The sequence below is a fragment of the Kitasatospora sp. UYEF31 genome, from assembly GCF_057291755.1.
Window position 1 is genome coordinate 31,934 of sequence record NZ_JBXAWK010000051.1, and the last position, 14,269, is coordinate 46,202.

Genomic DNA, 14,269 nt, shown 5'->3' on the forward strand with positions numbered 1-14,269 from the left:
CGGCCTGCCGGAACGGCGCGGGCCAGGCCCTGGCTGAAATCCGTACAGGATCAGCCTTCGTCCTGCACCGACTCCTTGCGCTTGCGTCGTGCCGCCGCCACCAGCGCGGCCCCGAGTGCGACCAGCGCGGTGGCCCCGCCCGCCATCGGAGCGGTCGCCGGGGATGAACCGGTCTTGGGCAGCGCCGTCGGGGGCGTGGCCGGCGGTTCAGCGCCGCCCGTGCCCCCGCCCGTGCCCCCGCCCGTGGCGCCACCCCCGCCCGTGGTGCCACCACCGCCGGTGGAGCTGCCTCCCGTGCCGCCTCCGCCGGTCGAACCAACCGTCGTGCCCGCCCCGCCCGTGCCGCCTGACGTGCTGTCGGCCAGCCGGTAACCCAGGATGTTCGGGTCGTTCCCCGCAGCGTTCGGGGACAGTGTCAGCGGGCCGATCTGCCCGAGTGCCGCGGACAGGTCGGTGCCGCCCTGCGGCAGTACCCACGCGGTGAATGTGGAGGAGTCCTCCGGGGCGAGCTGGAGCAGCAGGGGTGCGCTCCTGCCGCCGCCGCTGGTCCCGCCGGCGCCGCCGCCGGCCGCGGCGACCCCGAGGTGCGTCCCGTTGACCCGCCACGTGCGCCGCTGCCCGGGGCCCAGTTCGGGCGAGTCGCACCGCCAGGTGTCGCGGGCACCCGCCGACACCGCGGCGGCGGTCTTGCACTCCGTACCGGAAAGACGGTCCAGACGCAGCTGACCGGTGCTGGCCGCGACAACGTCACGGACCGGCTGCGCCTTGCCGGTGGTGTTGGTGATCGTCATGTCGAACGCGAGTTTGCCCGTCTTCGAATCGATCTCGATGACGGCGGGGCGTTCGACGGAGAACACCTGGCCGGGCTTGGGGGGAGCGGTCACCGTACGGGTGACAGTCGGCCCCGGCCGGGTGACGGTGGAGCCGGGCTGGACCACCGTCGAGGTGGACCCCGGCCCGGGTTGTGTCACGGTCGAACCCGGCCCTGTGACCGTCGGGCCCGGCCGGGTGGTGGCGGGGCCGGGGTTGGTGACGGTCGCCCCCGGCCCTGTGACCGTGGGTCCCGGACTGGTGACCGTCGGACCGGGTTGCGTCACGGTGGGACCCGGCCCTGTGACCGTCGGGCCCGGCTGGGTCACCGTGGGCCCCGGCTGGGTCACGGTCGGTCCCGGGCGGACCACGGTGGCGGTGGCGGTGACCGTCGCGGTCGCGGTGACGGTCTGGGTCGCCGTACGTGTGGTGGTCACGGTCACCGTGGGAGCGGGCTTGGTCACAGTGGCCGTTGCGGTCTGGGTCAGGGTCTGCCCGCCGGACCCTCCGCCGTCGCCCGCGTGCAGGTCCACGTTGGCGCCGAGCAGCTGCGGGACGCTGGCGTCCACGTGGACGCCGATGCCGCCGAAGGAGGCCTGGGCCGCGGCCGGGGCGGCCCGCAGCGGTGTCTGCTTCGATTCACCCGAGGTAAGTCCCGACACGGCCAGTACGGTGACGACCGCGCCGGCGGGGATGGCGACGGCGATCATCCGCCGACGGGAGCTGCGGGAGTTCATGGGTTTTTTGGAACTTCTGGACCTTTCCGTGTCTTTTTCTGATCTTTCGTCGGGCGCATCGGACATGGCGTTTGCCTCCTTTGCGATCAACCCGGAATTTGGATCTTGAATCCGACGATCTGGGCCTGATCGGCGATTCGCGATCGGCAACTATTCGGTCATTCAATCCCGTATCGTTGCCTGATCCCTCCCGGTCGTGCGGGATTGTTCTACCATGGGCGACCCGGGCTTTCGCAGGGGGCGGTACGGGTAATTCCACTCGGAAGTGGGATGCGGGGAGCGATCGCGTGGCCGTTTTGTCGGGTATGCGCGCGGCATTTCTGGTATGTACGTGGCAATTTCGATCGCGTTTGGGTGCGGATGCGCGGGGTGTCCGCTGACTGGTATTTCCATTCTGGGGAAATGCGCCGGAGTGGTCGGAACGGGGGACCGGATGCTGGGCGGGCGGCGTGGTGAGCTGGCCGGACACGTGGTCGGCGGGCGGTATGAGCTGCGTGACGTGCTCGGCAGCGGTGGCATGGGGACGGTCTGGCGGGCCCAGGACCGGCTGCTCGACCGGCCGGTGGCGGCCAAGGCGTTGGATATCGGTTGGGGGCGGGAATCCGGCCACGGAATGACCAGGGAACGCAGTCTGCGTGAGGCTCGCGCGACAGCGCGGATCAACCACCCGAATGTCGTTCGTGTGTACGATTATGTCGAGGAGGGAGATCTTCTCTGGATTGTGATGGAACTCCTCGACGCCCGCTCCTTGGACAATGTCCTGGAAGAGGATGGTCCGTTTACTCCGTTGCAGGCTGCCGCGGTTGCAGTCCAAATGGTCCGTGCGCTGCGGACGGTCCACGAACGCGGCGTCCTGCACCGCGATGTCAAACCCGGGAACGTCCTGATCGAATCCGACGGGCATGCGGTGCTCACCGATTTCGGTATCGCCGCGCTCGACGGTGGAGCCCAGCTGACCGGCACCGGAGCCCTCGTGGGGTCCCCCGAGTTCATGGCCCCGGAGCGGATCGCCACCGATGATCCGGGCCCCGCGTCCGACCTGTGGTCGCTGGGCGTCACGCTGTGCGCGATGGTCACCGGCGCCTCCCCGTTCCGCCGCTCGACGCCGATCGCGATCCTGCACGCCATCGTGATCGAGACACCGACCGTCCCCGGGACCGCCCTCGGGCCGCTGGAGCCACTGGTCCGCGAACTGCTCGCGCGGGAACCCGGCGGACGGCCCGCCGCGGCGGAGGTGGAACGGCGGCTGTCCGAGCTGCTGGCCCGGGAGGAGACCCGGATCGTCCCGCCGCAGGACCTGTCAGGTCCGCGGAACACCCCTGGCCGCCTCCCGGGTCCAGTGGTCTGGGAGGCCGACGCGGTCCCGGTGACCGGGACGCCACCTGAGCGGACCCCGCCGCCGAAGCACGACAGGGAGCCGCTGCCCCGTGTCCCGACTCCGCCACACGGCCACGGGTTCCTCCGTACGCCGGTCGATTTCGAAGCGGCCGGGCGGGAGACGGTGGTGCTGCCGCGCCCCGGAGCCCGGCCCAAGGACACCCTCGGCCTCGACTCCGCCATGGACTCGGGCCCGCCGCGGAACCCGACGGTGCGGACGGGCGTCTCCGGCGGACGGCGCCGGCGGCGGATGTTCGTGGTCGCGACCGCGGCAGTCGTGGTGGCCGGGCTGGCCGTGCTGCTGATGACGCGGCCGTGGGAGGGCGACGGGGGCGGGACCCGGCCCGGTCCGTCCGCCGCCACGACCGCGGGCGGGACTCCCCAGCCTTCGCTGGCGCAGAGCCTTCCCGCCTACCCGGTCTATCCCGACGCGGGCCAGCCCGCGCCGACGGCGGTCGTACGCACCGCACAGGAGTCAAGGTTCAGCTGGACGGTGCCCGAGGGGTGGAACCAGGTCCCCGACCCGAATCAGCCGCGACTGGCCCGGTACGCCTCGGCGGACCAGCTGTCGGTGCTCACCGCCCGGGTCGAACAGGCCCAGGGCGGCGGCGATCTCCTCCAGGTGTGGAAGGACCGGGAGAGGCAGCAGGCCGGGGCGGTGCTGAACGGATACCAGCCGGTCAGGCTGGAGAAGCGGACGATCGTCGGCAGCGAAGGAGTGGTCTGGGAGTACACCTTCACCGACGAGAACAACGCTCCGCGGCATGTCATCCTGACCGCCTTCGTACGGGACGGACTGTACGTCGAGGTGGACATGTTCAGCACCCCGCAGAACATCGTGCGGGACCGCGCGTTTCAGGCCAGGGCACTGGCCGACCTCAAAACGAAGACCCTCGGCGGGGCATCGCCGTCGGGTGCTCCGGCCTGACGGCCACTCAGCGCCGCAGTGCCTCGAGCCCGAGGAGCGCCACGTGCAGTGACAGGCAGCTCTCCACCTGGTCCAGGTCGACGCTGAGGATCCGCTCGATGCGGTGCAGTCGCTCGTAGAAGGACGGCCGGGACAGGTGCGCGGCGTCCGCGGCGGCCGACTTGTTCCGGCCCTGCTCCAGGTAGATCCGCAGCATGCGGACCAACTGACTGTTGTGTTGCGCGTCGTACGCCAGGAGCGGCCCCAGCTCCCGTTCGACGTACGTCTGCAGCCGCGCGTCGTCCCGCAGCAGGTGCAGCAGTCCGCGCAGGCGTACGTCCGGCAGCCGGTAGAACGCCGCCCCGCCGCCCGTGTGGATGGCTGCTTCGGCGACCTGGGTGGCCTCAAGGAGCGAACGCCGCGCGTCGCGCACCGCGCCCACCGACGAACCCACCGCCACCACGATGTCGCCGGCGAGATCCGGGGCGAGCTTGTGGACCACCTCTGAGAAGCCCTCAAGCGCCGCGTCCTCGGTGTCCTGCGGCCCGAGGGCGATCAGCAGGCCGACGCTGTCGTCGTCGATACCGCCGACCAGCGCGGCAAGGCGTCTCTCGCGTACGGCCGCCGCCGCTGTCTCGGTGAAGTCGCGGAGCCTGGCCTGCGCCTCCAGGGCCGCCGGGGTGTGGCCCCGCTTGAGCCGCAGGACCACACCGACCAGCCGCCGCCCCTCCAGGGGCACACCCAGCGCCCGGGCACGGATCGTGACCTCGCCCACGGTGTACGAGTGGGTGAGGATCCCGGACAGCAGCGTGCGGTGCGTCTGCCGCTCCAGGCTCTCCAGATCACGCCGGACCAGGCGGTTGAGCGCGAGGGTGGACGCCGCGCGTTCGAGCAGCATCGTCTGCCGGGGGCTGAACGGGGTGCCGTCGCCCATGAGGATCAGCCGGCCCCAGTCGTGGCCCCGGGCGCCCACCATCGTGACCAGCCGGCCGCTGCGCTCGTCGAACCCGGTGCGCGCCCCCAGCCGGACCCGCCGCGACCGGTCCTCCCAGTCCTCCAGGATCTCCTCCTCGGACTGCCCGGCCGCGTCGTACGCCAGGACCTGGTACGCCAGGTTCTCCAGCACCACGGGGCGACCCGCCATCCGCGCGGCCTGACGCACCACCTCGGCCGGTTCCGCCCCCTCCACGGCCAGTTCGTTGAACGCCTGGTGGACCTCCTCGGAGGACCGCAGTTCGCTCAGCTGGGCATCGATGATCAGCCCGTGCACGGCCTCGGTGACGCTGACGAAGCGCACTTCCTCACGCAGCACGACCACCGGCAGCCCGTGCTGTTCGGCGGTGGCGGTCAGCGCCCGGGGCAGTTCGTCGGTCCACCTGCGGCCGAGCTCGATCACCAGTCCGGCGGCGTCCACCTGGGCCAGCTCGCGGACGTAGCGCTGCAACCCCTCGCGGTCCTCGGGCAGGGCGATCCCGGTGGTCAGCACCAGTTCGCCGCCGCGCAGCAGCTGGGCCACGTCCGCAAGCTCGCTGATGTGCACCCAGCGCACGGCACGGGTCAGTCCCCGGGACCCGGCGGTGACCTGCGGCACGCCGCGGCGCACCGCGTCCAAGGCCAGCACGTCGGCGACGGTCGGGAACACGGGACCTCCGGAGGCAGGACGATGTGGTGGGGCAGGCTGTAAGCGGTTACAGCTTTCAATCTTCCATGGTGACAGGTCAGCCAGAGTCCACCACGCGGGGTCGGCCCCGGGAACGCCCTGGAATCCGACAGCCCACCAGGCACGGCCCCCGCCTGCGGTTGCCGACTTGTAAGGGTTGCCCGCACCACTTTGCCGCGCTGGCAGTTGCGTACGGATGTACGGGACGGCAGAGTCCATGGATTAGGTGCACGAGACAATCGGCCACTGGAGGCCCCCCGTCATGGCTGAGAACAACACGTCGCAGGACAGCACCGCGTACCGCTACGACGGCTTCGACGGCGCCCACCAGTACATCGGTGGACGACTGACCGCAGGCACGTCCGGCGAGACCCACGACGTCGTCAACCCCGCCACGGGTGAGGTCGTCGAGACCGTCGTGCTCGCCTCCACCGGCGACGTGGACAACGCCGTCGCCGCGGCCAAGGCAGCCTTCCCCGAGTGGTCCAGGGCCACACCGGCCGACCGGTCGGCGGCGATGCTGAAGTTCGCCGCCGTGATCGAGGCCCGCGCGGACGAGTTCGCCCGCGTCGAGACGCTCCAGTCCGGCAAGCCGATCCAGTTCAGCGCCGGGTTCGACGTCCCCGGCACCGTGGACAACACCAACTTCTTCGCCGGCGCGGCCCGCAACCTCGAAGGCAAGGGCGGCGGCGAGTACTCCGCCGACCACACCTCCTACGTGCGCCGCGAGGCCATCGGCGTGGTCGGCTCGATCTCGCCGTGGAACTACCCCCTGCAGATGGCCGGCTGGAAGGTCCTCCCGGCCATCGCCGCAGGCAACACCATCGTGCTCAAGCCCGCCGAGCTCACCCCGCTGACCTCGATCATGTTCGCCGAGGCGGCCAAGGAAGCCGGGATCCCCGACGGCGTCATCAACATCGTCACCGGCGCGGGCCGCACCGCGGGCGAACACCTGGTCGACCACGACGACGTCGTGATGACCTCGTTCACCGGCTCGACCCCCGTCGGCCGCCGCGTCGCCGAGATCGCCTCCCGCTCCGCCAAGCGCGTCCACCTGGAGCTCGGCGGCAAGGCCCCGTTCGTCGTCTTCGCCGACGCGGACCTCGAAGCGGCCGTGCACGGAGCCGTGGCCGGCTCCCTGATCAACACCGGCCAGGACTGCACCGCCGCGACCCGCGCCTACGTCCACCGCTCCCTGTTCGACGCCTTCGTCGCGGGCGTGGCCGACATCTTCGCCGGCATCAAGCTCGGTGACACGTTCGACCCCGACACCGACATCGGCCCGCTGGTGTCCGTCGCCCAGCGCGACCGCGTGGCCGGCTTCGTCGAGCGCGCCCGCGGCTACGGCGCCAAGATCGTCACTGGTGGCGAGGCCCCGTCCGACGCCCCGCGCGGCAGCGCCTTCTACCGCCCCACGCTGGTCACCGGCATCGCCCAGGACAGCGAGATCGTGCAGGCCGAGATCTTCGGCCCGGTGCTCACGGTCCTGCCGTTCGACACCGACGACGAAGCCATCGCCCTGGCCAACGACACTCCGTACGGCCTGGCGGCCTCCGCCTGGACCAGCGACGTCTACCGCTCGCTGCGCGCCACCCGCGAGATCCAGGCCGGCTGCGTGTGGGTCAACGACCACATCCCGATCATCAGCGAGATGCCGCACGGCGGCTACAAGGCCTCCGGCTACGGCAAGGACATGTCGCAGTACTCGTTCGACGAGTACACCAACGTCAAGCACGTGATGTACGAGACCACCGCGGTCGCCCGCAAGGAATGGCACCGCACGATCTTCCAGGCCCGCTGACCGGTCCCGCTGGAAGTGACCGGTCCACGGACTGACAGACCACACACACAAGCGCGGACGGCCGCAGGGGGAGCCCCTCCTGCGGCCACCGGCGCGAACCACCGCGCCCGGACCTGCCCCGTGCTCCGGCCCGGTGGTGACACTTCGAGGGGAACCATGAGCGATCAGCAGCGCGCCGACTCCGCCGGGAAGACCGGAAGGAAGGGCGCGGTGGGCGAAGGCGATGTCGTCCTGACCGGGCTGGGCAAATCCTTCAGCTCGTTCACCGCCGTGCACCCGATGGACCTGACGATCCCGCAGGGGTCGTTCTTCGCCCTCCTGGGCGCCTCGGGCTGCGGTAAAACCACCACCCTGCGCATGATCGCGGGACTGGAACAGCCCAGCTCGGGACAGGTCCTGATCGGTGGTCAGGACGTGACCGCGCTGCCGCCGTACAAGCGGCCGGTCAACACCGTCTTCCAGTCGTACGCGCTGTTCCCGCACCTGGACGTGTTCGAGAACATCGCCTTCGGCCTGAAGCGCCGAAAGATCAAAGACGTGAAGAAGCCGGTCGAGGAGATGCTCGAACTGGTCCAGCTCGGCCCGTTCGCCAAGCGCAAGCCCACCCAGCTCTCCGGCGGCCAGCAGCAGCGCGTCGCAGTCGCCCGCGCACTGATCAACAGCCCCCAGGTGCTGCTCCTCGACGAACCGCTCGGGGCACTGGACCTCAAACTGCGCCGGCAGATGCAGTGGGAGCTCAAGCGCATCCAGACCGAGGTCGGCATCACCTTCGTGCACGTCACGCACGACCAGGAGGAGGCCATGACCATGGCCGACACCATCGCGGTGATGAACGGCGGCCGGATCGAGCAGCTCGGTGCGCCCAACGACCTGTACGAATCGCCGAAGACCGCGTTCGTGGCGAACTTCCTCGGCCAGTCCAACCTCCTTGAAGCGACTGTCACCGGACGCAGCGGCGAGGACCTCCTCCTCGACGTGCACGGCACCCGCATGACGCTCCCCGCGGCACGCAACAGCGCCGTCGGCGACCGCCTGGTGATGGGCATCCGACCCGAGAAGATCTCCATGCACGGGGCCGGCGACGAGGTGGCCGAAGGCCGCAACCGGCTGTCCGGCGTGGAGATCGTGGACGCCGGCTTCACCGGCGTGTCCACCCAGTTCGTCGTACGGCTGCCCTGGGGCCAGGAGGCCAACGTCTTCGCGCAGAACATCGAGCGCGACGACCGGCTCCGCCCCGGCGCGCAGGTGACGCTGTCCTGGAACCCGGGCCACGGCTTCGGCCTCGTGGCTGAAGACACGGCTGAAGGCGTGGCTGACGGCACGAAGGACAGCGCCGCGCCCGCCTCCGGACCGGAGAAGACGGCCGAAGACAGCGCCGAGACCGCCGAGACCGCCGAGGCGGTGGCGTGAGCGCGCTCGCCCACGTCGGCACCACCAAGACGGCCGACCCCGCCGCCCCGGGCGGTGCAGAACCCAAGGCACGGGGCCGGATGATCCCGTACCTCCTGCTCGCCCCGGGCATCCTCTGGCTGGTCGTCTTCTTCGCGGTCCCGATGTTCGTCCAGGGCTCAACCTCACTCCAGACCGGCGGTCTGGAGAAGGGGTACGAGTTCACCTGGCACTGGTCCACCTACTCGGATGCGATAAGCCAGTACTGGCCGCAATTCGCCCGCTCGTTCGGCTACTCGGCCGCGGCCACCGTCATGTGCCTCCTGATCGGCTATCCCCTCGCGTACGCCATCGCCTTCAAGGCCGGCAAATGGCGCGGCCTGTGGCTGGTCCTGGTCATCGCCCCGTTCTTCACCAGCTTTCTGGTGCGGACACTGGCGTGGAAGACGATCCTGGCCGACAACGGCATGGTCGTCGAAGCGCTCAACGCACTGAAGTTCACCGACGTCACAGCCCTGCTCGGACTGACGCAGGGGGACCGCGTACTGGCCACACCGCTCGCGGTGATCTGCGGCCTGACGTACAACTTCCTGCCCTTCATGGTGCTGCCGCTGTACGCCTCACTAGAGCGGCTCGACCCGCGCCTGCTCGAAGCGAGCAACGACCTCTACGCGAACCCGCGGACCACATTCCGCCGGGTCACCCTGCCGCTCTCCATGCCCGGCGTGGTCTCCGGAACGCTGCTGACGTTCATCCCGGCCTCCGGTGACTACGTCAACGCGCAGTGGCTGGGCTCCCCGGACGACGCGATGGCCGGCGGCGTCATCCAGAGCCAGTTCCTGCGGGTTCTGGACTACCCGACCGCGGCCGCACTGTCATTCGTTCTGATGCTGCTGATCGTGCTGATGGTCACGGTGTACATCCGCAGGGCCGGTACGGAGGATCTCGTCTGATGCTGTTCAACTCGGCTCTGGCCTGGCTGCGCCGCCACGTCATCCTGATCCTCGGCGCGCTCGCGCTGATCTACATGACCCTGCCGAACCTGGTTGTTCTGGCGTTCTCGTTCAACAAGCCGAACGGCCGGTTCAACTACACCTGGAGCAACTTCAGTACCGACGCCTGGACGAACCCGTGCGGCGTCGGCGACATCTGTGGATCCCTGGGCGTCAGCCTGAAGATCGCGGTGCTGTCCACGATCGGCGCCACGGTTCTCGGTACGGCCATCGCGTTCGCGCTCGGCCGCTACCGGTTCCGCGGCCGGAGCACGGTCAACACGCTGCTGTTCCTCCCGATGTCGATGCCCGAGGTCGTCATGGGCGCCTCGCTGGGCACCCTGTTCCTCAACATGAAGATCACGTTCGGCTTCTGGACGATCCTGATCGCCCACATCATGTTCTGCCTCAGCTTTGTGGTGGTCGCGGTGAAGGCCCGGGTCCTCGGAATGGACCCGAAGCTCGAAGAGGCCGCCCAGGACCTCTACGCGACACCGCTGCAGACGTTCTGGCGGGTCACCTTCCCGCAGGCGCTGCCCGGCATCGGCGCCGGCGCGATGCTCGCCTTCGCGCTGAGCTTCGACGACTTCGTGATCACCAACTTCAACTCCGGTGACACCGTCACCTTCCCGATGTACGTGTGGGGCGCCGCGCAGCGCGGCACACCCCCGCAGATCAACGTGATCGGCTCGGCGATGTTCCTCATCGCCGTGGCGATCGTCCTGGTCAGTCAGGTCCGCTCCGCGCGCCGCGCGAAGCAGAGCGCCTGACCCGACCGGGGTGCTGAATCCTCTGCCGTGATGACCTGCGGCGCCCGACCCCTGCTACGCGGCGGGCGGGTGCCGGCCATCACCCGGCTGAGTGCCGTAAACCGGGCGCTGACGCCTTGCTGCCCTGTTCTGCACGTGTGCTGCTGCCCTGCTGCGCCGCGCGCCTTGGGGCGGGGCCTGACGTACGGTAGAAAATCAACCGTTTGGTTCGATGTGACGACCCGTGCCGGGCGTCACGAAAGTGGTGGAAACCCATGGATCCTGCCAACCACGTGGATCCTGAACTGTCCGCTCACGACCCGGTCAGGAGTGCGGTGCACGCCCTCGCGGGCGCGTCGCCCACCCCGTACTGGCTCGACCGGCCCGACCGGCCCGACCGGCCCGACGCCTGCCCCGCGCTGATCGGCACGGAGCACTGCGACCTGGCCGTGGTCGGTGGTGGTTACTCCGGTCTGTGGACCGCGCTGCTCGCCAAGGAGCGGGACCCGTCCCGCGATGTGGTCCTCATCGAGGGCAACGAGATCGGCTGGGCCGCCTCGGGCCGCAACGGCGGATTCTGCGCCGCGAGCCTCACCCACGGCTTCCACAACGGCCTCGACCGCTGGCCGGACGAACTGGAGACCCTTGAGCGCCTGGGCCGGGAGAACCTCCAGGCCATCGAGGACACGATCAAGAAGTACGGCATCGACTGCAGCTGGGAGCGGACCGGCGAACTCGACGTCGCCACCGAGCAGTACCAGGTCGACGACCTCCGCGAGACGGTCGAACTGTCCGCCCGGTACGGAACCGAACTGACCTTCCTGGACACGGAGCAGATCCGCGCCGAGGTCGACTCCCCAACCTACCTGGCCGCCGTGTGGGACAAGGACGGCGTCGCGATGGTCGACCCGGCCCGCCTGGCCTGGGGCCTGAAGAAGGTCTGCCTGGAACTCGGCGTGCGGATCTTCGAGCACACCAAGGGCGAGGAGATGACGGCACACGGGTCCGGCATGGTGATCAAGACGCCGTACGGAAGTCTCTTCGCCGGCCAGGTCGCGCTGGGCACCAACGTCTTCCCCGCGCTGGTCAAGCGCATCCGGCCGTTCATCACACCGGTCTACGACTACGCGATGATGACTGAGCCGCTCACCGACGAGCAGCTCGCCTCGATCGGTTGGACGGGCCGTCAGGGCATCGGCGACTGCGCCAACCAGTTCCACTACTACCGGCTGACCGACGACAACCGGATCCTGTGGGGCGGCTACGACGCCATCTACTACTTCGGCGGTCACGTGAAGGGCGAGTACGACCAGCGTCCGGCGACCTTCGCCAAGCTGGCCGAGCACTTCTTCGAGACCTTCCCGACGCTGGCGGGCCTGCGCTTCACACACACTTGGGGCGGCGCTATCGACAGCTGCTCGCGGTTCAGCGCGTTCTACGGGACCGCCTACAAGGGCAAGGTCGCGTACGCGATGGGCTACACGGGGCTCGGCGTGGGCGCTACGCGCTTCGGCGCGGAGGTCATGCTCGACTTCCTCGAAGGACGATCCACGGAGCGTACGGAGCTGGAGATGGTGCGCACCAAGCCGATCCCGTTCCCGCCGGAGCCGGTCCGCTGGATCGGTGTCGAACTGACGCGCAGGTCGATGGATGCCGCTGACCGGAACGAAGGCAGGCGCAACCTCTGGCTCAAGGCGCTGGACAAGGTCGGGATGGGCTTCGACAGCTGATCCTGGTGAGTTTCCCTGTGAGTTCTCCTGGCGGGTTCCCGGTGAGTTTCGGATGAGCTCCTGGTGAAGTCGCCGGAGGGCTTCAGGTGAGTTTCGGTTGAGTTGATCGCAGCAGGCACGGGGCGCCCTTGAGGTTGCCCTGTGCCTGCTTGTCGTTGTCGTGTCGTGTCGGTGAAGGTGCTGTCCGGGCCCCGTGCAGGGTGGCGCGGGGCGGGATTGTCCGGCCCCATGCGGGGCTGCGCTGGGTGGCGCTGTCCGGGCCCCGTGCAGGGTGGCACGGGGCCGGATGCGCCGCTCCCGCAGCGGGCTCTTTACGTACTGCAAGCTCGATTGGTTGATCGCCGACACGGTGACGGTTGTCTGCGGAGGGCGGCCCGGTAAAACTGGCTGGTATCGAGGTGTGTGCCGCCCCGGGCCTGCCGCCCCGGACGGTGACACCGACCCACTCCCCAGCCGGTCGATCGCCCGGCGCCTTCCCCGGAGGTCAGACTTGAGCAAGCACATCACCCACTGGATCGCGGGTCGTTCCTTCGTGGGTTCCTCCGAGCGCAAGGGCGACATCTACAACCCCGCGACCGGCAAGGTCACCGGCACGGTGGACTTCGCCTCGGTGGCCGAGGTGGACCAGGCCGTCAGCGCCGCGGTATCGGCCTTCGCCTCCTGGCGGGACACGTCGCTGGCCAAGCGCTCGACGGTGCTCTTCCGCTTCCGTGAGCTGCTCGACTCCAAGAAGGACGAGCTCGCCGCGATCATCGTCGAAGAGCACGGCAAGGTGCATTCCGACGCACTCGGCGAGATCGCCCGAGGCCAGGAGGTCGTGGAGTTCGCCTGCGGCGTCCCGCACCTGCAGAAGGGCGGCTACAGCGAGCAGGCGTCCACCGGCGTGGACGTTTACTCCATCCGCCAGCCGCTCGGCCCCGTCGCGATCATCTCGCCGTTCAACTTCCCGGCCATGGTCCCGATGTGGTTCTTCCCCGTCGCCATCGCCACCGGCAACACGGTGATCCTCAAGCCGTCCGAGAAGGACCCGTCGACGGCCAACTTCCTCGCCGAGCTGTGGAAGGAGGCCGGGCTGCCCGACGGCGTGTTCAACGTCGTCCACGGTGACAAGGTCTCCGTCGACCGCCTCCTGGAGCACCCGGACGTCAAGTCCGTCTCGTTCGTGGGATCCACGCCGATCGCCAAGTACGTGTACGAGAACGGCACCCGCTACGGCAAGCGTGTCCAGGCACTCGGTGGCGCTAAGAACCACATGCTGGTCCTCCCGGACGCAGATCTGGACCTCGTCGCCGACGCCGCCGTCAACGCCGGTTTCGGCGCGGCGGGCGAGCGCTGCATGGCGATCTCCGCCCTGGTCGCGGTCGAGCCGATCGCCGACGAGCTGATTGCCAAGATCAAGGAGCGCGTCGCGGGTCTGCGCGTCGGCGCCGGCTGCAACGCGACCTCGGACATGGGTCCGCTGGTCACGCGCCAGCACGCAGACAAGGTGATCTCCTACGTCGAGGCCGGCGTCAAGCAGGGTGCCGAGCTCGTGGTGGACGGCCGCGAGCAGATCATCGACGGTGACGACACCACCGACGGCTTCTGGCTGGGCCCGACCCTGTTCGACAAGGTCACCCCCGAGATGTCGATCTACACCGACGAGATCTTCGGTCCTGTCCTGGCGGTCCTGCGCGTCGAGTCGTACGACGAAGGCCTGGAGCTCATCAACTCCAACCCGTACGGCAACGGCACCGCGATCTTCACCAACGACGGTGGCGCGGCACGCAAGTTCCAGAACGAGGTTGAGGTCGGCATGGTCGGCATCAACGTGCCCATCCCGGTGCCGGTGGCGTACTACTCCTTCGGCGGCTGGAAGAGCTCGCTGTTCGGCGACACCCACGCGTACGGCATGGACGGCGTGCACTTCTTCACCCGCGGCAAGGTCGTCACGCAGCGCTGGCTGGACCCGTCGCACGGCGGCATCAACCTGGGTTTCCCGACCAACAGTTGATGGCGTGCCGTGTTGGTGTGGCGGTAGCCCGGTAGCCCGGTAGCCCGGTAGCCCGGTAGCCCGGTAGCCCGGTAGCCCGGTAGCCCGGTAGCCCGGTAGCCCGGTAGCCCGGTAGCCCGGTAGC

General features: G+C 69.3%; 9 protein-coding genes. 7 read left to right on the forward strand and 2 right to left on the reverse strand.

Annotated elements, in window-relative coordinates; all coding sequences use genetic code 11:
• Positions 1-50: 50 nt before the first annotated feature.
• Positions 51-1,547: an LPXTG cell wall anchor domain-containing protein gene (locus AC0Z36_RS22595; protein ID WP_485464829.1), complete on the reverse strand. Its 1,497-nt coding sequence runs from the start codon at positions 1,545-1,547 to the stop codon at positions 51-53.
• Between the two features lie 412 nt (positions 1,548-1,959).
• On the opposite strand from AC0Z36_RS22595, the gene AC0Z36_RS22600 reads away from it, so the two are divergent.
• The gene (locus AC0Z36_RS22600; RefSeq protein WP_485464830.1) at positions 1,960-3,852 is read left to right on the forward strand and encodes a serine/threonine-protein kinase; all 1,893 of its coding nucleotides are present in this window, start codon (positions 1,960-1,962) and stop codon (positions 3,850-3,852) included.
• A gap of 7 nt (positions 3,853-3,859) precedes the next feature.
• Here the strand turns inward: AC0Z36_RS22600 and AC0Z36_RS22605 are convergent, their stop codons facing one another.
• Complete coding sequence (locus AC0Z36_RS22605; protein ID WP_485464831.1) at positions 3,860-5,473, reverse strand: PucR family transcriptional regulator; 1,614 nt, start codon at positions 5,471-5,473, stop codon at positions 3,860-3,862.
• A gap of 280 nt (positions 5,474-5,753) precedes the next feature.
• Between AC0Z36_RS22605 and AC0Z36_RS22610 the strand changes: the two genes are divergently transcribed.
• The 6 genes from AC0Z36_RS22610 to AC0Z36_RS22635 all read left to right on the forward strand — a co-directional run bounded on the left by AC0Z36_RS22610 (position 5,754) and on the right by AC0Z36_RS22635 (position 14,145).
• The gene (locus AC0Z36_RS22610; RefSeq protein ID WP_485464832.1) at positions 5,754-7,292 is read left to right on the forward strand and encodes a gamma-aminobutyraldehyde dehydrogenase; all 1,539 of its coding nucleotides are present in this window, start codon (positions 5,754-5,756) and stop codon (positions 7,290-7,292) included.
• 156 nt (positions 7,293-7,448) lie between these two features.
• Positions 7,449-8,702 carry an ABC transporter ATP-binding protein gene (locus AC0Z36_RS22615; RefSeq protein WP_485464833.1) on the forward strand — a complete coding sequence of 418 codons (1,254 nt, stop codon included), beginning with the start codon at positions 7,449-7,451 and terminating at the stop codon, positions 8,700-8,702.
• Positions 8,703-8,782: 80 nt separating this feature from the next.
• Entirely contained in the window at positions 8,783-9,634 is an 852-nt protein-coding gene (locus AC0Z36_RS22620; protein WP_485464843.1) for an ABC transporter permease, read from the forward strand.
• Positions 9,634-10,443, forward strand: a complete 810-nt coding sequence (locus tag AC0Z36_RS22625) for an ABC transporter permease (RefSeq protein WP_485464834.1) — start codon at positions 9,634-9,636, stop codon at positions 10,441-10,443. Before AC0Z36_RS22620 ends, AC0Z36_RS22625 begins: the two co-directional genes overlap by 1 nt.
• 254 nt (positions 10,444-10,697) lie before the next feature.
• A complete protein-coding gene (locus AC0Z36_RS22630; protein WP_485464835.1) occupies positions 10,698-12,152 on the forward strand; it encodes an FAD-dependent oxidoreductase in 1,455 nt (484 codons plus the stop codon).
• 490 nt (positions 12,153-12,642) lie between these two features.
• On the forward strand, positions 12,643-14,145 hold the full coding sequence (locus tag AC0Z36_RS22635; protein WP_485464836.1) for a CoA-acylating methylmalonate-semialdehyde dehydrogenase: 1,503 nt from the start codon (positions 12,643-12,645) through the stop codon (positions 14,143-14,145).
• Positions 14,146-14,269 lie beyond the last annotated feature (124 nt).

Excerpts from the sequence above, each read along its gene's own strand:
- AC0Z36_RS22595 (WP_485464829.1), bottom strand. The coding sequence starts at position 1,547 with ATGAACTCCCGCAGCTCCCGTCGGCGGATGATCGCCGTCGCCATCCCC.
- AC0Z36_RS22610 (WP_485464832.1), top strand. The coding sequence starts at position 5,754 with ATGGCTGAGAACAACACGTCGCAGGACAGCACCGCGTACCGCTACGAC.
- AC0Z36_RS22615 (WP_485464833.1), top strand. The coding sequence starts at position 7,449 with ATGAGCGATCAGCAGCGCGCCGACTCCGCCGGGAAGACCGGAAGGAAG.
- AC0Z36_RS22620 (WP_485464843.1), top strand. The coding sequence starts at position 8,783 with ATGATCCCGTACCTCCTGCTCGCCCCGGGCATCCTCTGGCTGGTCGTC.
- AC0Z36_RS22625 (WP_485464834.1), top strand. The coding sequence starts at position 9,634 with ATGCTGTTCAACTCGGCTCTGGCCTGGCTGCGCCGCCACGTCATCCTG.
- AC0Z36_RS22630 (WP_485464835.1), top strand. The coding sequence starts at position 10,698 with ATGGATCCTGCCAACCACGTGGATCCTGAACTGTCCGCTCACGACCCG.